Origin of the sequence: Phenylobacterium sp. (assembly GCF_022402485.1) — a bacterium.
Classification (GTDB): Bacteria; Pseudomonadota; Alphaproteobacteria; order Caulobacterales; family Caulobacteraceae; genus Phenylobacterium.
Map to the genome: position 1 here is coordinate 1 of NZ_JAKRSA010000002.1, position 20,645 is coordinate 20,645.

The 20,645-nt window shown below is 64.7% G+C and carries 19 protein-coding genes; 9 read left to right on the top strand and 10 right to left on the bottom strand.

Annotated elements, in window-relative coordinates:
• From MH112_RS00270 to tpiA, 3 genes are all read right to left on the bottom strand, one after another.
• On the bottom strand, positions 1–1,616 hold a 1,616-nt coding region (locus MH112_RS00270), incomplete at its 3' end, for a CTP synthase (protein ID WP_296562534.1).
• A 139-nt stretch (positions 1,617–1,755) separates the two neighbouring features.
• The gene (secG, locus tag MH112_RS00275; protein WP_296562536.1) at positions 1,756–2,208 is read right to left on the bottom strand and encodes a preprotein translocase subunit SecG; all 453 of its coding nucleotides are present in this window, start codon (positions 2,206–2,208) and stop codon (positions 1,756–1,758) included.
• A gap of 165 nt (positions 2,209–2,373) precedes the next feature.
• Positions 2,374–3,126 carry a triose-phosphate isomerase gene (gene tpiA / locus MH112_RS00280; protein ID WP_296562538.1) on the bottom strand — a complete coding sequence of 251 codons (753 nt, stop codon included), beginning with the start codon at positions 3,124–3,126 and terminating at the stop codon, positions 2,374–2,376.
• Between the two features lie 125 nt (positions 3,127–3,251).
• Here tpiA and MH112_RS00285 point away from each other — a divergent pair, with 125 nt between their 5' ends.
• On the top strand, positions 3,252–5,195 hold the full coding sequence (locus MH112_RS00285; protein WP_296562539.1) for a peptidylprolyl isomerase: 1,944 nt from the start codon (positions 3,252–3,254) through the stop codon (positions 5,193–5,195).
• A complete protein-coding gene (trpE, locus tag MH112_RS00290) occupies positions 5,192–6,724 on the top strand; it encodes an anthranilate synthase component I (protein WP_296562540.1) in 1,533 nt (510 codons plus the stop codon). The genes MH112_RS00285 and trpE overlap by 4 nt, the downstream gene beginning before the upstream one ends.
• Here the strand turns inward: trpE and MH112_RS00295 are convergent.
• Positions 6,721–6,942, bottom strand: coding sequence for a hypothetical protein (locus MH112_RS00295; protein ID WP_296562542.1), 222 nt, complete (start codon positions 6,940–6,942; stop codon positions 6,721–6,723). The two genes, trpE and MH112_RS00295, sit on opposite strands and share 4 nt — an antisense overlap.
• Positions 6,943–7,100: 158 nt before the next feature.
• Here MH112_RS00295 and MH112_RS00300 point away from each other — a divergent pair, with 158 nt between their 5' ends.
• From MH112_RS00300 to lexA, 5 genes are all read left to right on the top strand, one after another.
• Positions 7,101–7,691 (top strand): aminodeoxychorismate/anthranilate synthase component II, encoded by a 591-nt coding sequence (locus MH112_RS00300; protein WP_296562544.1) that lies wholly within the window; start codon positions 7,101–7,103, stop codon positions 7,689–7,691.
• Between the two features lie 9 nt (positions 7,692–7,700).
• On the top strand, positions 7,701–8,714 hold the full coding sequence (gene trpD / locus MH112_RS00305) for an anthranilate phosphoribosyltransferase (protein ID WP_296562548.1): 1,014 nt from the start codon (positions 7,701–7,703) through the stop codon (positions 8,712–8,714).
• A complete protein-coding gene (gene trpC, locus MH112_RS00310) occupies positions 8,711–9,499 on the top strand; it encodes an indole-3-glycerol phosphate synthase TrpC (RefSeq protein ID WP_296562551.1) in 789 nt (262 codons plus the stop codon). Before trpD ends, trpC begins: the two co-directional genes overlap by 4 nt.
• A 62-nt stretch (positions 9,500–9,561) precedes the next feature.
• Positions 9,562–10,458: a hypothetical protein gene (locus MH112_RS00315; RefSeq protein ID WP_296562553.1), complete on the top strand. Its 897-nt coding sequence runs from the start codon at positions 9,562–9,564 to the stop codon at positions 10,456–10,458.
• A 123-nt stretch (positions 10,459–10,581) separates the two neighbouring features.
• Complete coding sequence (gene lexA / locus MH112_RS00320) at positions 10,582–11,277, top strand: transcriptional repressor LexA (RefSeq protein ID WP_296562555.1); 696 nt, start codon at positions 10,582–10,584, stop codon at positions 11,275–11,277.
• 33 nt (positions 11,278–11,310) lie between these two features.
• Here the strand turns inward: lexA and MH112_RS00325 are convergent, their stop codons facing one another.
• Positions 11,311–13,401 (bottom strand): ComEC/Rec2 family competence protein, encoded by a 2,091-nt coding sequence (locus MH112_RS00325; protein ID WP_296562557.1) that lies wholly within the window; start codon positions 13,399–13,401, stop codon positions 11,311–11,313.
• 124 nt (positions 13,402–13,525) lie between these two features.
• On the opposite strand from MH112_RS00325, the gene gltX reads away from it, so the two are divergent.
• The gene (gltX, locus tag MH112_RS00330; RefSeq protein WP_296562559.1) at positions 13,526–14,932 is read left to right on the top strand and encodes a glutamate--tRNA ligase; all 1,407 of its coding nucleotides are present in this window, start codon (positions 13,526–13,528) and stop codon (positions 14,930–14,932) included.
• Positions 14,933–14,990: 58 nt separating this feature from the next.
• The gene (gene gltA, locus MH112_RS00335) at positions 14,991–16,274 is read left to right on the top strand and encodes a citrate synthase (protein WP_296562561.1); all 1,284 of its coding nucleotides are present in this window, start codon (positions 14,991–14,993) and stop codon (positions 16,272–16,274) included.
• Positions 16,275–16,321: 47 nt separating this feature from the next.
• Here the strand turns inward: gltA and lpxB are convergent, their stop codons facing one another.
• Genes lpxB through lpxD form a run of 5 tightly spaced genes read right to left on the bottom strand, consistent with a single transcriptional unit; the run spans position 16,322 to position 20,630 of the window.
• Positions 16,322–17,503 carry a lipid-A-disaccharide synthase gene (lpxB, locus tag MH112_RS00340; RefSeq protein ID WP_296562562.1) on the bottom strand — a complete coding sequence of 394 codons (1,182 nt, stop codon included), beginning with the start codon at positions 17,501–17,503 and terminating at the stop codon, positions 16,322–16,324.
• A complete protein-coding gene (lpxI, locus tag MH112_RS00345; protein WP_296562564.1) occupies positions 17,500–18,339 on the bottom strand; it encodes a UDP-2,3-diacylglucosamine diphosphatase LpxI in 840 nt (279 codons plus the stop codon). Before lpxI ends, lpxB begins: the two co-directional genes overlap by 4 nt.
• Before the next feature lie 4 nt (positions 18,340–18,343).
• Positions 18,344–19,141, bottom strand: a complete 798-nt coding sequence (gene lpxA / locus MH112_RS00350; RefSeq protein ID WP_296562565.1) for an acyl-ACP--UDP-N-acetylglucosamine O-acyltransferase — start codon at positions 19,139–19,141, stop codon at positions 18,344–18,346.
• Positions 19,138–19,611 carry a 3-hydroxyacyl-ACP dehydratase FabZ gene (fabZ, locus tag MH112_RS00355; RefSeq protein WP_296562567.1) on the bottom strand — a complete coding sequence of 158 codons (474 nt, stop codon included), beginning with the start codon at positions 19,609–19,611 and terminating at the stop codon, positions 19,138–19,140. Before fabZ ends, lpxA begins: the two co-directional genes overlap by 4 nt.
• The gene (gene lpxD, locus MH112_RS00360) at positions 19,608–20,630 is read right to left on the bottom strand and encodes a UDP-3-O-(3-hydroxymyristoyl)glucosamine N-acyltransferase (RefSeq protein ID WP_296562568.1); all 1,023 of its coding nucleotides are present in this window, start codon (positions 20,628–20,630) and stop codon (positions 19,608–19,610) included. Before lpxD ends, fabZ begins: the two co-directional genes overlap by 4 nt.
• Positions 20,631–20,645 lie beyond the last annotated feature (15 nt).

Here is a 20,645-nt window from a genome sequence, read left to right on the forward strand (position 1 = left end):
GCCGCGCCGATGAAGCTGGCGAAGAGGGGGTGGGGTTCGAAGGGTCGGCTCTTCAGTTCGGGGTGGAACTGGACGCCGACGAACCAGGGGTGGTCGGCGCGCTCGCAGATCTCCGGCAGGACGCCGTCGGGGGATAGGCCCGAGAAGCGCAGGCCCGTGCCCTCGATGGCCTCGCGATAGCCGATATTGACTTCGTAGCGGTGGCGGTGGCGCTCGCTGATGGTCTGGCCGCCATAGATCTCGGCGACCCGCGAGCCCGGTGTCAGCACCGCGTCATAGGCGCCCAGGCGCATGGTACCGCCCAGATTGTCGCCCTCGCCTCGGGTCTCCCGCTCATTGCCCCGCACCCATTCGGTCATCAGGCCGACGACAGGTTCGGACGTGGGGCCAAATTCCGTGGACGAGGCGTCCTTCAGGCCGGCCAGGTTCCGGGCGGCTTCGATCATCGCCATCTGCATGCCAAAACAGATGCCGAAATAGGGGATTTCGTGTTCCCGGGCGAAGCGGACCGCCTGGATCATGCCTTCGGAGCCCCGCTGGCCAAAGGCGCCGGGCACCAGCACCCCATGCACCCCCGTGAGCCGTTCGGAGATCAGATCTTCTTCGCCGCCCTCGAAGGCCTCGCCCTCGACCCAGTCGAAGCGGACGCGGACATTGTTGGCCACCCCGCCATGAACCAGGGCCTCGACCAGAGACTTATAGGCGTCGGTCAGGCCGGTATACTTGCCGACGATGGCGATGTTCACCTCGCCATCCGGGTGGGTCAGGGTGTGACCGATGGTCTCCCACCGCGACAGGTCTGGGGCCGGCGCATCAGTGATGCCGAACACCTCCAGCACCTCAGTGTCCAGGCCCTGGCGGTGATAATCCAGGGGCACGGTGTAGATGCTGGAAGAGTCCTGGGCCTCGATCACCGCGCTCTCACGGACATTGCAAAACAGCGCGATCTTGCGCCGCTCCCCGGCCGGGATCTCGGTCTCGCAACGGCACAGCAGGATGTCGGGCTGGATGCCGATGGACCGCAGCTCCTTGACCGAGTGCTGGGTCGGCTTGGTCTTCATTTCGCCGGCGGTCTTGATATAGGGCAAGAGCGTCAGGTGGACGAAACACACATGGCCCCGGGGCAACTGCTGGCCGAGCTGGCGGATGGCCTCGAAGAACGGCAGGCCCTCGATGTCGCCGACGGTGCCGCCGATCTCCACCAGGACGAAGTCGACGCCTTCGCCGGCATCGGACAGAACGAAGCGTTTGATCTCGTCGGTGACGTGGGGAATGACCTGGACAGTGGCACCCAGATAGTCGCCACGCCGCTCCTTCTCCAGGATGGTCTTGTAGATCTGGCCCGTGGTGACGTTGTCGCCGCGGGTGGCGTTGACGCCGGTGAACCGCTCGTAATGGCCGAGGTCGAGGTCGGTCTCAGCCCCGTCCTCGGTGACGAAGACCTCCCCATGCTGATAGGGGCTCATCGTGCCGGGATCGACGTTCAGATAGGGGTCGAGCTTGCGCAGGCGGACCTTATAGCCGCGAGCCTGCAGGAGCGCGCCAAGGGCGGCGGAGGCGAGACCTTTTCCCAGGGAGGAGACCACGCCGCCGGTGATGAAAATGTACCGGGTCATGGGCGGTCAACCTAGCATCGATTCGGGGCGCGGCCCCGCATAAGAGCTGCGCCAAAACGTCTGAGAGGGCCAAGGGTGGCCCAGAACTAAGGGCATAAGACCCGCGCCAAGTGGGCGCACAGGGTCCGCTAGGCAGCGCTTAGGGCGCTGGTGTGGTCGGCGCCGGAACGGCAGCCTCACCGCTGCTCGCGGGTGCGACGGCTTCGGTGTCGAGGAAAGGATTACGGATCTGGGCGGCCGGAGCGGCCAAGCTGCCATCGCCGCTTTCCACCGGGGCGGCGGGAACGGCTGCCACCGGCGGGGCGCTCAGTTCAGTGGGATCCAGAGCTTCGATGTCCAGGCGGTCCACCGCCGATCCCCCGCTGACCCGGCCAGACACCAGGGTGATCGCCAGGCTGAGAGCGAAGAACACGCCGCCGAGAATCCACGTGGCGCGCGACAGAAAATCGCCAGAGCCCCGGGCGCTCATGAAATTGCCCGATCCACCACCGCCCATGCCCAACGCCCCGCCTTCGGAGCGCTGCAGCAGGACCAGGCCGATCAGGGCCAGGCAGACGATGACCAGGATGGCGAGCAGAATGCTGAGCAGCATGGGCTAGTCCATAACGTGTGGGTGCGGAACCCGAAGAGCGTCCCGCGCCGAAAAACCAAGCGCGCGCTGTATCATCCCCCAGAGGCCAAGGCCATAGGGCGGTGATCTGCGCACGGCACAAGACCAAGACCTTCGACCGCGATGTCCAACGCGGCCCCCTGCCGCCTAGACCCCCGGGGTGCCTGCGACAATGGCCAGAAACTCGCTGGCCTTAAGGGATGCGCCGCCCACCAGAGCGCCGCCCACCTCTGGCAGGGCGAGGATCTCGGCGGCATTGTTCGGCTTGACCGAGCCGCCATAGAGAATCGCGGGTGCCGCGCCCGCTGGCCCAAACATCTCCACCAGAGTCGCTCGGATCGCCTGGTGCACCTCGGTGATGTCGTCCAGGCTGGGGGTCAGTCCTGTGCCAATAGCCCACACCGGCTCATAGGCCACGGTGAAGGCCTTGCCTGTGAGAGACCCCGGCAAGGACGCTCGCACCTGATCGGTGACCACGGCCAGGGCCCGGCCGGCCTCGCGCTCGGCCCGGGTCTCGCCGACACAGATGATCGGCTCTAGCCCGGCCTGCAGAGCGGCCTCCACCTTGGCGGCCACCTGTTCGTCGGTCTCTCCATGACCAGCCCGTCGTTCGGAATGACCCAGAATCACCAGGGTGGCGCCGGCCTCTCGCAGCATTTCGGCCGATACGTCGCCGGTGAAGGCGCCGCTTGCCTGGGAATGGCAGTCCTGTCCGCCGATCTCAACCGGTGCGCCCGCCAAGGCGGTGGCCATGCGCTCCACCAGCGTCGCTGCAGGACAAAGCGCCACGCGGACCCCCGCTGTTGGAGCGCCAGCGGCAATGGCGCGGGCTTCAGACAGGGCCGGACCGGTCCCATTCATCTTCCAGTTGCCGGCGATCAGGGGGGTGGGTGTGGTCATTTGGCCTCTCCGTGGGGTCAATCAGGCGGTTAAGCCAACCGATCAATGCTGTCACGTGCTTGCGGGGGGGAAGCCGCCTCCACTATACCCGCCCCTCTGGACTTCGCGCCGAGGAAGGGTCCTCCATGCTTACCGCTTTCCGTGCCTTCGCCAAATCGTGGGTGGCGGCTATCCTGATCGGCCTGCTGGTCCTCAGTTTCGCTGTCTTCGGCATGTCAGACATCCTGCAGGGTCAGATTTCGTCCTCTGTGGTGAAGGCCGGTGACCGGAGCTTCTCCGACCAGGACTTCCGCAGGGATTACGACCAGTGGCGCCAGAACGCTGAACAGCAGATGGGACAGCCGATCACCCCGCAGATGGCGGCAGAAAACGGCGTCATTGGCAGCCTGCTGCAGCAGATCGCGACCCGCGAAGCCCTGGCGGAAATGATAGGCCGCATGGGCCTTCGTCCGGGCGACAGCCTGGTTGCTGACCAGCTTCGGCAGATCCCAGCCTTCTTTGATCCGATCAGCGGGCGTTTCGACAAGGCGCTGATGGAGCAGCGACTGAGCGAGACAAACCTTACCTCTGACCGTTTCATCGCCCTCCTGCAGGACGAAATCGCCCAACAGCACTTTGCCTCGGGCCTCGTCAGCGGTCTGCGGGCACCCCGGGCCTATGGCGCTCTGGCGGTCATGATGGACCTGGAAGAGCGCGATATCGGCTACTTCCAGGTTGGCCTGTCATCGGTGGAGGCACCTGGCGCGCCGACTGATCCGCAACTTCAGGCCTTCATGGAAGAGAACGCCGGCCAGCTGCGCATGCCTGAGTTCCGCGTTCTGTCCTTGGTGCGGTTCGCACCGCGCCCGCAGGATCTCGCCGGCGAGATCACCAAGGCCGAACTGGATGAGCGCTTTGCGTTCCGGCGAGACACGCTATCCCAGCCCGAAACCCGCACCCTGGTTCAGATCCCCGCCCGGGATCAGGCCACAGCCGGACGGATCGTTCAGCGTCTGCGCGAAGGTGAAGATCCCATCGCCGTGGCTGAAGACCTTGGCGTGGAGCCTGTGACTTACGAAGCCCGGCCACGCAGTGCCATTGCGGACCGTAAAGTGGCGGAAGCGGCCTTCGCCCTGGCCGCCGGTGCCGTGAGCAATCCCATTGCCGGCGATCTAGGCCTCGCGGTGGTCAAGGTCACGGCGATTACGCCCGGGCGTGAACCCACCCTGGAGGATGTCCGACCGATGCTCGAGGCTGAAATCCGTCGCGATAAGGCGGCGGAGAAGGTTTACGAGCGCACTCAGGCCTATGAGGAGGCCCACATCGGCGGGGCCACCCTGGCAGAGGCCGCACAGGCAGCTGGCGCGACGGTCATCACCCTGCCCGCCGTGAGCGAACAGGGGCGAGATCAGGAGGGGCAGCCCGTCCAAGGCGTTACCCCCCAGGTGATCACTGCCGGCTTCGCGCTGGCCGAGGGGGAGGAGTCTGATCTCACCGAACTGAGCGAAGGGGAGTACTTCGCGGTCCGGGCCGAGCGGGTGATCCCCGCCGCCCTGCCACCTCTTGATGAGGTCCGCCCCCTGCTCACCCAGGTCTGGATGCAGCGGGAGATGATCCGGCGTCTGGAAGACAAGGCCACTGAACTGGCCGAACGGGTCCGTGGAGGGCAGACTTTGGAAGCTGTTGCCACCAGCATCGGTGCCCGCGTGACCCGGTCCACCGGATTGAGCCGCGCGACCGCTGTACCGGGGGAGCGGCTGTCAGAGGACGCTCTGTTCAAGGCGTTCGGCGCAGCACCGCAAGAGGTGTTCTTCGCCCGCGACGTGACCCTGGGCATGATTGTCGCAAAGGTTGAAGCCGTCCGCCCTGGTGATACCACTCAGGTCGCTCAGGCGGTCGAGGACGGTCGAGGCCAGGCGAGCATGGCCCTGTTCCGCGACATGGCCGAGGCCTCCAGTCTGGCGGCACGGGCCAAGGTCAAGGTGCGGCTTGATGAAGGACGCGCCCGCGCGGTGCTAGGCCTTGACCCGGAAGTTCCCGCCCCCAAAGCCGGGGCTGAGACCCCGGCGGCGAAGGAACCCGCTGAGTGAGCCTTGAGCCCCCCTTTGAAGCGTTCGCCGAGCGCTATTCTACGGGCGCCGCCCAGGTGGTTTGGACACGCCTGATCGATGACCTGGAGACGCCCGTCTCAGCCTATCTGAAGATCGCACAAGGCCAGCCCTATGCGTTCTTGTTCGAGTCGGTTGAGGGTGGTGCCTGGAGAGGTCGCTATTCCGTCATCACCCTCAAGCCGGACCTGGTCTGGCGTTGTAGGGGCCAGTCGGCCGCGATCGCGGAGGGCGAGGATATCGCGGCGAGCCGCTTTACCCCGCAAGCGGCAAGTGCGCTGGAGTCTCTGCGCGACCTGGTGGCCAGTGCTCGCCTGGAGATCCCCAAGGGCCTGCCGCCCATGGTCGCTGGGGTGTTCGGAGCCCTCGGCTACGACATGGTTCGGCTGGTGGAGCGCCTGCCCAATATCAATCCCGACCCCCTGGGCCTGCCCGACGGGATCATGACGCGGCCCTCGATCGTCGCCATCTTCGATTCCATTGGTCAGGAGATCATTCTGGCCACCACGGTGCGACCCGGTGTCCAGTCCGCAGAGGCCGCCTACGCCGCCGCCCAAGCCAGGCTGGAGGCCGTGCAGAACGATCTGCGTCGCCCGGCACCTGGCCTGACCGGACAGGGGGTTCCGACTCCAGACGCCTTTACCACCCCGGTCAGCCGCGAGACCTATCGAGAGATCGTCGAAAAGGCCAAGTCCTACATCCGGGCTGGCGATATCTTCCAGGTGGTGCCCAGCCATCGGTTCCGGGCCCCCTTCCCCCTCGATCCCCTGGCCCTTTATCGGTCCCTGCGGCGAACCAACCCTTCCCCGTTCCTGTTCTATCTGAACTTCGGCGACTTCCAGCTGGCCGGATCAAGTCCCGAGATCCTGGTGCGCCTGCGCGATGGCAAGATCACCATCCGCCCCATCGCCGGCACCCGCCCCCGGGGCGCAACGCCCGAGGAGGACCTGGCGCTGGAACAGGAGCTGATCGCTGATCCCAAGGAACGGGCCGAGCATCTGATGCTACTGGATCTTGGGCGTAATGACGTGGGCCGGGTCGCCATGCTGCGTCAGCCTGGCCGAAATGCCGAGACGCCTCGCCCGAAGGGGCCGGCCGTTCGGGTCACCGACAGCTTCTTTGTCGAGCGCTATAGCCACGTGATGCATCTGGTTTCCAACGTGGAGGGTGATGCGCCTGAGGGCGTTGATCCCGTCGATGTGCTCATGGCCGCCCTGCCCGCTGGCACCCTGTCGGGCGCCCCCAAGGTCCGTGCCATGCAGATCATCGATGAGCTGGAGATCGAAAAGCGCGGCATCGCCTATGCTGGCGCGGTGGGTTATTTCGGCGCTGATGGGTCGGTCGACACCTGCATCGTCCTGCGCACGGCCTGCTTCAAGGATGGCCAGATGTACATTCAGGCCGGTGGTGGCGTGGTGGCCGATTCTGACGCTGACGCTGAGTACGACGAGACCTTGCACAAGGCCCGCGCCCTGCGACGCGCAGCTGAAGACGCCTGGCGGTTCGTCTAGAGCGCAGGACCGTAATCTTCCGCCTCGCTCATGGGCATGGGCTGACTGACGACAGGGGGTGCGGTGATCATCGCGCCGGCCAGGGCCAGGGCCGCTACAGCGGCGAAGGCCGCGGCGGCGACCACGGGCCAGAGCCGTTCTCGAACTGGCGGCGGCGAAAGCAGGCTCCGCGCCTGCGCCATGGCCTCAGAATCAAGTGCGGAATCGGTGACTGACATGGGGGCAGGATCATCCGGGCCGCACCCGGATGCAATGCGGCGCTCTCGGTTGAACCCATCGCCCGCCGAGCGCCTGTCCAGGCGCAGCAGCCTCGGGTCTTGCGCCTGCAGAGCAAATCCGGGTTCCCCTTTTGGAGAACGCGCTCTAGAGGACAAGCATGATCCTGGTCGTCGATAACTACGACAGCTTCACCTACAACCTCGTCCACTATCTGAACGAGCTTGGGGCCGAGACGCTGGTCTATCGCAATGATGCGCTGAGCGCCGACGAGGCGATCGCGCTGAAGCCGGAGGGCGTCCTGCTGTCGCCTGGGCCTTGCACCCCCAATGAGGCTGGCGTCTGCCTTGAACTTCTGGCCAAGGCACCGGCTGATCTGCCGATCCTGGGGGTGTGCCTGGGGCACCAGGCCATCGGTCAGGCTTTTGGGGGCGAGGTGATCCGGGCCGCCAGCCTGATGCATGGCAAGACGAGCCTCATGCATCACACCGGCAAGGGGATCTTCTCAGGCCTGCCCAATCCGTTCACCGCCACCCGCTATCACAGCCTTTCAGTTCGCCGGGACACCATGCCCGAAGCGCTGGAGATCACGGCCTGGACCGAGGATGGCGAGGTGATGGGCCTGCAGCACGTAAGCCGGCCGATCTTCGGTGTGCAGTTCCACCCGGAATCCATCGCCACCGAGGGGGGACACGCCCTGCTGTCCAACTTCCTCGACCTGGCCGGCGCCCATCGCCTGAGCCCGGTCTGAGCCACAGCCATGTCTGAGGCCTTCAAGCCCTTGCTCTCGCGCCTGGCCGACGGGGCCGCCCTGAGCGAGGAAGACGCTCAGACCTTTTTCGCAGCCTGTCTGCGTGGAGAGCCAACCCCGGCTCAGGTGGCGGCCGCCTTGACCGCGATGCGCATGCGCGGCGAGACCGTCGGCGAGATCATTGCCGGTGCCAGAGCCATGCGCAGTGCCGCCTCGACTCTCGATCATCCCTTCCAGGTGATCGATGTATGCGGCACCGGCGGCGACGGGCTGCATACGCTGAACATCTCCACAGCTGTGGCCTTTGTGGCTGCGGGTGGGGGACTAAAGGTGGCCAAACATGGCAACCGCGCCCTGTCGTCCAGATCCGGCGCTGCTGATGTGCTGGCCGCGCTGGGCGTCAACATCACCGCCACCCGGGAGCAGCAGCGCCACGCTCTGGAGAGCGCTGGGGTCTGCTTCCTGTTCGCCCAGGCCCACCACGGGGCCATGAAGCATGTCTCGCCCATCCGGGCAGAGCTGGGCTTTCGGACCCTTTTCAACCTGCTGGGCCCCCTGGCCAATCCGGCTGGGGCGCAACGCCAGGTCTTGGGCGTGTTTTCCGAGCATTGGGTTGAGCCGCTCGCCCGGGTGCTTGGCGGACTGGGGGCGGAGCGAGCTTGGGTGGTCCACGGCAATGGGATGGACGAAATCACCACCACCGGGGAAACCCGGGTGGCGGAGTGGAAGGATGGCCAGGTCAGGCTGTTCTCTCTCAGCCCAGAGGCGGTGGGCCTTCCCCGTGCGGCTTTGGCTGATCTCATCGGAGGCGATCCAGACACCAATGCCGCGGCCCTGCGTCGCCTGCTCGAGGGTGAGATTGGCCCCTACCGGGACATTGTCGCGCTCAATGCCGCGGCTGCTTTCCTGGTGGCCGACAGGGTCGAGACCCTGACTGACGGGGTGGATCTGGCCTGTCAGGTTCTGGATGACGGTCGCGCCCTGCTCGCCCTCAACCGGCTCTGTGAGATTACTGCCCCATGAGCGACGTGCTGGAGAAGATCGCGGCCTACAAACGCGACGAAGTGGCCGATCGCAAGCGCGCCAGGACCCAGGCCGTGGTCGAGGCTGCGGCCAAGCTACCTTCAGCCCCGCGGGGTTTCCTGGCGGCTCTGTTGGCGGCTCATTCGCCCGGTCGGTTGGCGCTTATTGCTGAGATCAAGAAGGCTTCCCCCTCTAAGGGGCTGATCCGGGCTGATTTTGATCCGCCCGCCCTGGCGAAGGCCTATGAGGCCGGCGGCGCGGCCTGCCTGTCGATCCTGACCGACACCCCGAGTTTCCAGGGGGCCGACACCTTTCTCACAGCTGGTCGGGATGCGGTCGCGCTGCCGGCCCTGCGCAAGGAGTTTCTGGTCGACCCCTGGCAGGTGGCTGAGTCCCGGGCGCTCGGTGCCGACGCCATCCTGATCATTCTGGCGATGGTCGACGATGGGCTGGCCGGCGAGCTTCAGGCGGAGGCTCACCGGCTGGGCATGGACGCCCTGGTGGAGGTGCACGATGAGGCTGAGATGGCCCGCGCCGGAAAGATGGGAGCCCGGCTGGTCGGGGTAAACAACCGCAATCTGCGCACCTTTGACACCGACCTCGCAACCACCGAACGGCTGGCGGCCCTTGCGCCCCCCGGGGCCCTGCTGGTGACCGAAAGCGGGATCACCGGACCGGCCGACGTGCGTCGCCTTGAGGCGTCGGGTGCCCGGGCGATGCTGGTGGGGGAGAGCCTGATGCGTCAGGCCGATGTGACCCAGGCCGTCCACGATCTGATGTCCTGATCGTGTTTGGCCAGGCCGCACGCCGCGTCGCCGCCGCCAAGGCCCGTCAGCCTGGAAAGGCCTTGGCTGCCCCCGGTGGCTGGGTCTTCCTGATCAATGACACCAATGACTTCCTACCCTGGCAGTTTGGCCTCAAGCGCTGGACCCGCCTGGAAAGGGCCCGGGTTAGAACCATCTTTTCGGAGCGGTTCTTGGCCCTGGCACCTCGGCCCTATCTGATGTTTATCACCCCGGAAAAGAGCGTCGCCTATCAGGAATACCTCCCCCTGGGCCTGGCTGACCTGAAGTCCAGTGCAGAGCGCCCGGCCCCTTGGTTGACCCGGCAGTTCCCGGCCCAAATCCATTACCTCCAGCCCTGGTTTGAGCGCATGAAGCGGCTGGGCTTCATCTATTTCCGTGGCGACAGCCATGTGAACTGGCTCGGGGGCTACCTCCTTTATCGCCAGGTCATTGAAACGATGGAGCGCGCGGGCCTGACGAGCCGAGCCGCCATAGGTTTCAGCGATCTCCTGCCTGAGCTGGCGGGGTTTGAGGGGGATGTCTTCGTCCAGCTTGACGAGACTCAAAGGGCGGAATTCGCCCAGGACGCCGACTATGCCCGCTGGCGCGCCATGCTGGAGATCACCCTCAAGTACAATATCCACCCCGACAAGGTCCGGGCCCGGGAAGTTCCCCTCAGCCCCGAGGCGAAAGCCAGCTTTCATGGGCGCGACCTCGCCGTCTACGAAACCGATGATTCGCGTCTGCCGCGGGCGGTCATCTTCCGGGATTCGACCGCCACCGAGTCGATTCGGTTCCTGGCTGAGCACTTCTCCCGCTCAGTTTATGTCTGGCATGACGGCGATGTTCTCGCCGACATCATCGCGCGCGAGCAGCCCGACATCGTCCTGCACTTTGTCGCAGAACGGTTTTTGGCCACCTATCCAGGTGCCTTGCCCCTGAACCACGCCGCACCTTGATCGCCAGAAGCCGTCGGACGGCCTGGCCCCTTGAAGCGCTCTGGGCGGTAACTTGACATTAATCTGGAACGCCTAGAGAACATCCTTAGCGTTTGCGCTTTGTTCTCTAGGTTGGGAAAACCAATGCTGACCCGTAAGCAGCACGAACTGCTCATGTTTATCCATGAGCGGATCAAGGAAACCGGTGTCTCGCCGTCTTTCGACGAGATGAAGGAGGCCCTGGACCTGGCGTCAAAGTCCGGCATCCACCGCCTGATCACCGCCCTTGAGGAGCGGGGTTTCCTGCGGCGTCTGCCCCACAGGGCCCGGGCCCTGGAAGTGGTCAAGCTGCCCCAGGAGGCGACGGCCTCTGCTCCCCCAAAGGGCCGACAGGCTTTCAGGCCACAGCTGGTCGAACAAGGCGGTAGCGCGCCCCCTGCCCCGGCCGCCAATGACACCCGTGAACTGTCGATCCTGGGCAAGATTGCCGCCGGTACGCCGATCGAAGCCATCCAGCAGGAACGCGACCGCCTGCAGGTGCCCGAGTCGATGCTAGGCGCTGGCGAGCACTTCGTCCTCGAGGTGCAGGGCGACTCCATGATCAATGCCGGGATCCTCGACGGCGACTATGTGGTGATCCGCCGGGCTGACTCTGCCAATTCGGGCGAGATTGTTGTGGCCCTGGTGATGGGCGAAGAGGCCACCCTGAAGCGCTTGCGCCGGAAAGGGGCTTCCATCGCGCTCGAGGCTGCAAATCCGGCCTATGAGACCCGGATCTTCGGTCCAGATCAGGTAGCCGTGCAAGGTCGCCTTGTGGGCCTTATCCGCCGCTATCACTAGACCAACTCAGAGCCAAGGTCGTCGCTGGCAGGCTTAGCCGGGTTCATCATCGGCGGGGCCACTGCCCCACGTCCAGGGGCGATGCCCCCGGAGGTCCTGCCCCCATCTGGCCCGCCATTCGGCCGAGTTTGACCGGTACAGCTCTGCCGTTCCCCTGGCTTGGAGTTCGGTTCCACTGAGTACGATCTTCCCCGGACAGGTGCCTTGGGGGAGGTCGGGGCGGACCACAATGACCTCGGCAGAGGCGCAAAGCGCCGCCAGGGCCTCCCGGTCAGGAACCCTGCGCCCCCAATAGGCAGCCACCTGAGCCGGGGCGTCGGCCTTTGGTCGGCAGGTCCAGCGATCGCAGACATAGAACGCGTCTCTCAGCGCTTCGTCCTCGTTCGGCACCAGTCCATAGCGCTGGGCCCAGCGCTCCCCGCCAAAACGCTTCACGTCAGGGCGCAGGAGGATTGCCTGGTCGCCGTGGTGGACCGCCAGTTGCGCGCCATCGCCAGCAACCCAAAGGGTTGGAACCTCAGGCCGGGGGGCAAGGCTTACGGCCAGAGCCAGGGGTAGGCCCAGCCACCGCACTGGGCCGCGCCATAGACACATCCACAGGATGCCCAGAAAGGCAGTGGGCAGGGCCCAGTTTGGGGCGCTGGCGATGAGGAGATTGGCTCCCGGCGCATGCGCCGCCATTTCGGCCAGGGTCGTGATCGCAGAGATGCCCCAGCCTGAGACCATCAACGGCAGATCACCCCCGCCCAAGGGCGTCAGGACAGCGCCAATCGCCAGGGCTGGCATCATCAGAAACGACGAAATCGGTGAAGCCGCGAGATTGGCTGCCAGGCCATAGGTGGCCATGCGATTGAAATGCTGCAGAGCAAAGGGACCGGTGGCCATGCCTGCAACAAAACTGGCAGCCAGGCTGGCCGCAAACCAGGTGAGACAGGTCTGAATCAGCCGGATTGGCCAAGGCGCGCTGATTTCTCGGATCACCCGGGGCCAGGCCTCTGCCAGGGCCACCAGGGCTGCGGTCGCGGCAAAGGACATCTGGAAACCGGCTTCGGCCACCGCTTCTGGATGGATCAGCAGGACGATCAGCGCCGCCAGGGCCAGGCCATGGAGACTGATCGCCCGCCGGTCAAAGATTACGGCGGCAAAGGCCACCGATGCCGTGATCGCCGCCCGCTCAGCAGGGGGCGGTGCGCCAGAGACCACCAGATAGGCCCCCACAGCCGCAAGCCCCACCAGGGCCGCCACCTTCTTTCCAGATACCCGAAGCGCCAGCCAGGGCCACGCGGCGACCCCCACCCTGACGGCCGCAAAGACAAAGCCGCCAACAATAGCCATGTGCAGGCCTGAAATCGAGATCATGTGCGCGAGCCCGGAGGCGCGCATATCCTCGATCTGCTCTGGGGGCACAAAAGCCTGGTTGCCCATGACCATGGCGGCAGCCAGTCCCCCCGTCTCAGGCCCCATGCTCTCAACAATGCGCTGGCCAAGGGACCAGCGGGCGGCATTGATCCCCATCTCCAGGGCCAGACGCCCCGGTGGCGCAGGCGGCGTGATCGCTTCGGGCGGGGTCAGGGCAAATCCCACACCGCCAATGCTCTCGTAGTAGGCGTCCCTGGCAAAGTCATAGGTTCCAGGACTGGCCGGCGCTGGCGGGGGATTGAGCAGGGTCAGCAGACGCACGGCTGCACCGGGCTCAGGGGGTGTCTCAGTCCGCAGGGTCACCCGCATGCGTGTGGGCGTCATTTCTGGCGAGAGCCCGTCAATGCGAATGGGTGCCAGGATGATCCGACTGCCGCCGCCGGCTCCTGGACTGGCCACATCCACCACCCAGGCCTCAACCTCAACCGGGCTGGCCAGGGCTGGTGCGACAGGGCCAGCCACCGCCATGGTCCGAAGTTTCGCGGTGGAGAATCCAGCCAGGGCAAAGGCCAAAAGGACCAGCAGAATCGCCGCTTCTCTGCGCAGCGGTGCTCGCTGGGCTGCGATCACAAGGCCAATCGACAGACCGAGGAAGCCCGCAGCCACCCAGCCCATGGGCTCACGATCAAGACCCAGATAGACAGCGCATCCCACCCCAAACGCCACGGGGGCCCAGAGGCTCCAGCGGTCGACCTGTTCAGTCATTCGACCGCCAAGACCAATGATCAGGTCTCGTGCACTAGGAGGCGGCGACAGGCGCATGCTAAGACGCCGGCCCCATCGCCCGGCGAGCCCGCCGGCCTGCGACACCTCAGAACCCCCGACCTCGATGCCCGACCGTCCCGTCGTCACCCGGATCGCCCCCTCGCCCACCGGCTCCATGCATATCGGCACGGCGCGGACCGCACTGTTCAACTGGCTATATGCCCGTCATACGGGTGGCAAGTTCCTGATTCGCGTCGAAGACACGGATCGCGAGCGCTCCACAGAGGCCGCGGTCCAGGTGATCTTTGAGGGCATGCGTTGGCTTGGGTTGGAGGCCGACGAGCCGCCGGTGTTCCAGGCGGCCCGTGCCGATCGCCACAGGGAGGCCGTGGATGCTCTCCTGGCCCGGGGCGCGGCCTATCGAGACTACATGACCGCCGAAGAGCTGGAGGCCGAGCGTGAGGCCGCAAGGGCTGCCGGACGGGTAGTCCTGTCCCCCTGGCGGGACATAGCCCCCAATGACGCCCCCGACCGTCCCTTCGTGGTCAGGCTCAAAAGTCCCCTCACCGGCGACACCGTGGTCGCCGATAAGGTCAAGGGCGATGTCCGGTTCCAGAACAAGGATCTGGATGATCTGATCCTGCTGCGCTCCGATGGCTCTCCCACCTACAATCTTGCCGTGGTGGTGGATGACCATGACATGGGGGTGACTCACGTCATCCGCGGTGACGATCACCTGAACAACGCCGCCCGCCAGACGCTGATCTATCAGGGTCTGGGGTGGGAGGTTCCGGTCTGGGCGCACCTGCCACTGATCCACGGTCCCGACGGCGCCAAGCTCTCAAAGCGCCATAGGGCTCAGGCGGTCAGCGAGTTCGATTCCATGGGCTATCTGCCCGAAGCGATGCGCAACTACCTGGCGCGCCTGGGGTGGGGCCATGGGGATGACGAGATCTTCACCGACGAACAGGCGATCGCCTGGTTTGACATTGTCGATGTGGTCAGCGCCCCGGCCAGGCTCGATTGGGCCAAGCTGAACCACATCAACAACCACTACATCCGGCAGGCGGAGATCGGTCGGCTTGCCGACCTGGTGTCAGCGATCCACGAAAGCCGCGATCTGCCCGCGCCGCCGGCGCTCCGACCGGTACTGGAGCGCGCTGTTCCGCTGGTTCGAGACGGTGCCAAGACCCTCCTCGACCTGGCTGATTCCACCGTGTTTGTGCTGATGCAACGCCCTCTGGTGCTGCCCGAAAAGGCCTTGGGCCAATTGACCGAAGAGACCCGGGCGCGGCTTGGGCGGCTGGCAACGCGATTGGCTGCCGCCACAGCCTGGGATGTCCCGGCGCTAGAGGCTGAAATTCGCGCCTTCGCTGAGTCAGAGGCGGTGGGTATTGGCAAGTTCGGCCCGGCCCTACGCGCCTGTCTGGCAGGCGCAGCCTCAGCCCCGGATCTTGCAGGTGCCTTGACGGCGCTTGGCCAAGAGGAAAGCCTGGGACGGCTCCACGACGCGCTTTCGCCCGCTGCGTAAAGCGCTATAAGGCCAAGCGAACAAAGATTTTAATTCCTAGTCATTGAAAGGGGATGGCATGGGCGATACGGCGAAGATCAGCATCGGCGCCAAAACCGTCGAACTACCCATTCTGAAGGGTACGACGGGTCCGGATGTGGTGGACGTGCGCAAACTCTACGCCGAAGCCGATGTCTTTACCTACGACCCGGGTTTCACCTCGACGGCGAGCTGCGAGAGTAAGATCACCTATATCGACGGTGACGCCGGCATCCTGCTGCATCGGGGTTATCCCATCGATCAGCTGGCCGAGAAGTCGAGCTTCCTGGAGGTCTGCTACCTCCTGCTTCACGGCGAACTGCCGACGGCGGCGCAATTCGCCGAGTTCGATCACAACATCACCTACCACACGATGTTGCATGAGCAGTTCGACCGGTTCTTCGCGGGTTTCCGCCGCGATGCACACCCCATGGCCATCATGGTTGGCGCAGTCGGTGCTCTGTCAGCCTTCTATCACGACAGCACCAACATCGATGATCCGCAGCAGCGGATGATTTCCGCCCACCGCATGATCGCCAAGATGCCGACGATCGCGGCGCGGGCGTTCAAGTACTCCAAGGGCCAGCCGTTCGTGCATCCGCGCAACGACGAGTCCTATGCAGAGAACTTCCTGCGGATGTGCTTCTCGGTTCCGGCTGAGGATTGGAAGCCCAACCCGGTTCTGACCCGGGCCATGGACCGGATCTTCATCCTCCACGCCGATCACGAACAGAACGCCTCGACCTCCACCGTCCGGCTGGCCGGGTCTTCGGGTGCCAATCCGTTCGCCTGTATCGCTGCGGGCATCGCCTGCCTTTGGGGCCCAAGCCATGGGGGTGCCAATGAAGAGGCCCTCAACATGCTGGCTGAAATCGGCACGGTAGAGAATATTCCTGAGTACGTTCAGGGTGTTAAGGATCGTCGTTATCGGCTTATGGGCTTCGGCCACCGGGTCTATAAGAACTATGATCCCCGCGCCAAGGTCATGCAGGCCACCTGCCATGAGGTCCTGGCCGAGGTCGGCAACACCAATGATCCCCTGCTGAAGGTGGCCATGGAGCTCGAAAAGATCGCGCTGAGCGATCCCTATTTCGTCGAGCGCAAGCTGTACCCCAATGTCGACTTCTATTCCGGCATCACCCTTCGGGCCTTGGGCTTCCCGCCCGAGATGTTCACCGTGCTGTTCGCCCTGGCGCGGACGGTGGGGTGGATCGCCCAGTGGAAGGAAATGGTGGAAGACCCGTCGCAAAAGATCGGGCGCCCGCGGCAGATCTATACCGGCGCGGCGCAGCGGGACTATGCGGCGCTCGACAAGCGCGGTTGAGGCGTTCTCTGATCTGGCGCGGGCCGTCAGATCAGATTTGGCGTGCTCTAGATCTTGAGCGGTTCGTTTCGTCCGAGCAGCTTCAGAACGGCCAAAGCGGCGGCTTCCGAGGGATCGGGGCCGCCGCGACCCATTTTGACCAAGGCGGCGTTCTGAGCCTCGACCTGGGCCTGCCGCAGGATTGGATCGTCCAATCTCAGGGCGAGCTCCCGCGCCAGATTGGGGCCAGTGCAGGCCACCTGGATCAATTCAGGGGCCACAAAGGCATCCGCCGCGATGTTGAACAGGGTTACATACTTCGTACGGATCAGGCGCTTGATGATCGCATAGGTCAGCGGCGCCAGACGGTAACCCACCACCATCGGGGTTCCTGCGAGGGCGACTTCCGTTGTCACCGTACCCGAACAGGCCAGAGCCACTGTGGCGGTCTGCATGGCCGAGTAACGGTCAGCCTCCCCTTCCACAACATGGGCCCTGTGCGGCCACCCCGCGACCCTGGTGCGCACCATCTCGGCCACTGTAGAGGCCGCAGGGACGATGACCTGGAGCTCAGGACGCACGGCCTTGAGCAGGGCGACGGCTTCGGCGAAGTGCGGACCGACGCGCTCAATCTCACTGGGGCGGCTGCCAGGGAGCACCAGCAGGACTGGCGCTTCAGGACCGATCCCCAGGCGACGGCGCAGGCCGTCGGGATCTGCCCCGCTGAAATCGAGATTCAGGGTGCTGTTGCCGACAAACGTGGTGGGCAAACCGACCCTTTCAAAGAAGGGCGCGTCAAAGCTGTGAATGGACAGCAGATGATCGACCGTCTTGGCCAAGGCGGCAGCCCGGCCCTGCCGATAGGCCCAGACCTGAGGGGCTACATATTTCACAACCAACAGGTTCGGTGTCTGCGCCTTTAGCCGCTGCGCCAGGCGCACCGTGAACCCCCAGGAATCGATCAGGATCGCCACGTCCGGCTGCTCGCGCAGGGCCAGAGCCGCCATTTCATCGGCCCGTCGAATGACCCGAGGATAGGCCTTTAGCCCCTCTACCAGTCCCAGAATCGAGAGTTCAGACATGTCAAACGGGCTCGATAGCCCCTCGGCCGCCATACCCTGACCCCCAAGGCCCACGAACCTGAGGGAGTCTGGACCCAATCGGCGCTTGAGGGCGGCCATCAGACCGGCCCCACGATCGTCGCCCGAGGCTTCCGCGGCGACGAGCATAATGCAGAGTGGCTTTGTCATGATCCCTCGGGCGCAACGCCGAAGACGAACAGGCCGAGGTCGTCGGCGGTCTCGATCAAGGCTTTCCGATCAAGCACCAGGAGGCGACCGGCCTCCCCCACCACCCCGGCCAAGCCTGCCTTGGCCGCCCGCTGAATGGTCGCCAGTCCGATGGTGGGCAGATCCACTCGGGTCTCTTGGATGGGCTTAGGGGCCTTGGCCAGAACCCCCCGCAGACCGCCAGGCGTCCCACGGATAGCTTCGGGCAGATCGGCCACCCGCCGCAGCATGGCGTCGGTGCCCTCTTGCGCCTCAACAGCCAGAACTAGGCCCTCGCAGACCACAGCACCCTGGCCGATATCCATTAGTCCCAAGGCGCGGGCTACGTTCAGGGCGCGTTCAATATCGGCCCGCTGTCGCTCATCTGGCACCCATCGGCCAAGGGGACCGAGGGGAAGCCTGAGGTCCCCCATCGCCTCATCCGCACCTTCGATCCGGAAGCCTTCCTTTTCAAACTCTGACAACAGCGCGCGGAGCAGACCGTCATCGCCGTGCCGGGCTGCTGCAATCAGACCTGGCAGGGCCGTAAGGCCCCGAACATCTGGCTTAAGCGCTGAGAAATCCGGGCGATTGACCTGGCCTGCAAAGCAGACCGCCTCACACCCCGCCGTTTTCAGAGCGCGGATACACTTGCCCAGCTCTGCTAGGCCTATGTCGGCACCAGGAAAGGCGGCCAGCTCAGGGCCGGCAAACCCCTTCAAACGGACGACGAACAAGGGACGACCGGCCCGCTCACAGGCCGTGGCGATCTCAACCGGGAGTCCGCCGCCGCCGGCGATCAGGCCAAGCCTGGACAAAACCCTATACCTCCCGCTCCGGCAGGCAGAGTGGGCGGTTGGCCTCGGCACGGATGAAGTCGATGATCTCCATCACCGGCGCGCTATGGCCAAAGGCGGCCGTCGCATCCTCAATGCGCTCCTGAAAGGTGCCTTCCTCGGCAAACAGTAGCCGGTAGGCGGAGCGCAGTTCAGCGATCATCTCGCGGGAGAAGTTGCGACGCTTGAGGCCCACGAGGTTCAAGCCTTCCAGGTGGGCATGATTTCCCCAGACGAGACCGTAGGGAATGACGTCCTTGGTCACCGCGGCAAGGCCACCGATGAAGGAGTAGCGCCCGACCCGGCAGTACTGGTGGACAGCGGCAAGCCCACTGACCATGACGAAGTCACCCACGTCCACATGACCCCCCAGGGTCGCGGAATGGGCCAGGACTACATTGTTGCCGACCGTACAGTCATGGCCCACATGGCTGGTCGCCATGTACATGCCATCATCACCAATGCGCGTGACAGCACCGCCGTCAGGCGTGCCGATGTGCATGGTGACATGCTCCCAAAGGCGGTTGCGATCGCCGATAATGAGCTCGGTGGGCTCGCCCTTGTAGCCCGTATGATGAGGCGGACCGCCCAGATTGGCGAAGTTCCGCACGGTGCAATCGGCCCCGATGGTGGTGTGGCCTTCAACGACAACATGGGACAGCAATTCGGTGCGTGGTCCAATTCGGACATGCGAGCCGATGATCGAATAGGGACCGACCTTGACGCCCTCGGCCAGTTCGGCCCCTGGGGCGATGATCGCCGTAGGATGGATCTCAACAGTCATTGGGTGGCGACCACCATGGCGGCGAACTCGACCTCGGCGGCGACCTTGTCGCCCACCAGGGCCTGGCCCTTGAACTTAAACAGGTCGCCACGGTGGCGAACAACCTCGACGGGCATCCGCATCACATCGCCGGGGCGAACGGGCTGACGGAAGCGGCCATTGTCCAAGGAGATGAACAGGATGGTCTTGCCAGCCACATCCACGTCGAGGGATTTCGACATCAGGATGGCACCGGTTTGGGCGATGGCTTCAACAATCAGCACGCCAGGCATGACCGGATACTCCGGAAAATGCCCGCCGAAGAACGGCTCGTTGAAGGTCACACACTTGATGCCGACAATCGACTGGCTTGGCTTGTACTCCTCGGCGCGATCCACCAGCAGGAAGGGGTAGCGATGGGGGATACGCCGGAGAATTTCCGAAATATCGATCTCATCGGGGTTTTCATTGACCGGCGCTTTGCGGTTCATGCGCCTGCTCCATCTCCGCGACGCGCGGCCATCTTCGACAGCCACGCGACTTCACGCATCCACTTTTTAATGGGACGAGCCGGATACCCGCCCCAGGTCTCTCCGGCGGGGACATCGCGCATGATGCCGGCCGCCCCCGCGATCCTGGCCCCCTCGCCGATGATCACATGATCCGCTACACCAGCCCGACCGCCAAACTGCACGCCGTCGCCGATGACCACACTGCCGGAGATCCCGGTCTGAGCGGCAATGGCGCAATTGCGGCCGATGCGAACATTGTGGGCGATCTGAACCATGTTATCGATCTTGGTGTTCTCGCCGACGATGGTGTCCTCGAAGGCGCCTCGATCAAGACAGGCCCCTGCCCCCACCGTCACCCCATCTTGCAGGATGACTCGTCCGAGCTGGGGAATATCGATTAGCCCCGTGGCACCGACAGTGGCCCCAAACCCGGCCTCACCAATCATGGCTCCGGCATAGATGCGGACCCGGTCACCGATCACGGCAAAGCCCACCACGGCGCAGGCACCGATGTCGCAATCGCGCCCGATCGTCACCCCTGGCCCAATGACCGCCCCGGCACCAATAGTGGTGCGCGCGCCGATGTGCGCGCCATCTCCGATCACAGCACCCGGCTCAATCCGAACATCGGGCTCAAGACGCGCAGTAGGCGACACGAGGCTGTCTGAGGTGTTGCGTCTTGGGCGGTGCAAGGCACCCGCGGCCACGGCATAGGCAGCCTGGGGTGATGGGGTGATCAAGCCGACACAGGCCTTCGGAACGTCCTGCGCCTGGCGGGGATGAACAAAACAGGCGCTCGCCTTGGTGCCGGCAAGTTCGTCTGCCCTGCGGGGGTCCGAAAGGAAGGTTACACACCCGACCTCGGCCCTGGACAGGATGGCTACGGCGCGAATCTGCCGGGCACCGTCGCTGCCAGGCGCAAGCTGACTGCCTGTCAGCTTGGCCAGATCATCTATGGAAACAGGACCGAGGTCCTCAAAGAAGCGCGGGTCAGGCATTTGATTTCCAGGCGC

What these genes read in the sequence shown, in the direction of transcription:
- MH112_RS00300 (WP_296562544.1), top strand. Translation starts at nt 7,101, where the DNA reads ATGATCCTGGTCGTCGATAACTACGACAGCTTCACCTACAACCTCGTC.
- trpD (WP_296562548.1), top strand. Translation starts at nt 7,701, where the DNA reads ATGTCTGAGGCCTTCAAGCCCTTGCTCTCGCGCCTGGCCGACGGGGCC.
- lpxD (WP_296562568.1), bottom strand. Translation starts at nt 20,630, where the DNA reads ATGCCTGACCCGCGCTTCTTTGAGGACCTCGGTCCTGTTTCCATAGAT.
- tpiA (WP_296562538.1), bottom strand. Translation starts at nt 3,126, where the DNA reads ATGACCACACCCACCCCCCTGATCGCCGGCAACTGGAAGATGAATGGG.
- lpxB (WP_296562562.1), bottom strand. Translation starts at nt 17,503, where the DNA reads ATGACAAAGCCACTCTGCATTATGCTCGTCGCCGCGGAAGCCTCGGGC.
- fabZ (WP_296562567.1), bottom strand. Translation starts at nt 19,611, where the DNA reads ATGAACCGCAAAGCGCCGGTCAATGAAAACCCCGATGAGATCGATATT.
- secG (WP_296562536.1), bottom strand. Translation starts at nt 2,208, where the DNA reads ATGCTGCTCAGCATTCTGCTCGCCATCCTGGTCATCGTCTGCCTGGCC.
- MH112_RS00285 (WP_296562539.1), top strand. Translation starts at nt 3,252, where the DNA reads ATGCTTACCGCTTTCCGTGCCTTCGCCAAATCGTGGGTGGCGGCTATC.
- trpC (WP_296562551.1), top strand. Translation starts at nt 8,711, where the DNA reads ATGAGCGACGTGCTGGAGAAGATCGCGGCCTACAAACGCGACGAAGTG.
- MH112_RS00295 (WP_296562542.1), bottom strand. Translation starts at nt 6,942, where the DNA reads ATGTCAGTCACCGATTCCGCACTTGATTCTGAGGCCATGGCGCAGGCG.
- lpxA (WP_296562565.1), bottom strand. Translation starts at nt 19,141, where the DNA reads ATGACTGTTGAGATCCATCCTACGGCGATCATCGCCCCAGGGGCCGAA.
- lexA (WP_296562555.1), top strand. Translation starts at nt 10,582, where the DNA reads ATGCTGACCCGTAAGCAGCACGAACTGCTCATGTTTATCCATGAGCGG.
- MH112_RS00325 (WP_296562557.1), bottom strand. Translation starts at nt 13,401, where the DNA reads ATGACTGAACAGGTCGACCGCTGGAGCCTCTGGGCCCCCGTGGCGTTT.
- gltX (WP_296562559.1), top strand. Translation starts at nt 13,526, where the DNA reads ATGCCCGACCGTCCCGTCGTCACCCGGATCGCCCCCTCGCCCACCGGC.
- gltA (WP_296562561.1), top strand. Translation starts at nt 14,991, where the DNA reads ATGGGCGATACGGCGAAGATCAGCATCGGCGCCAAAACCGTCGAACTA.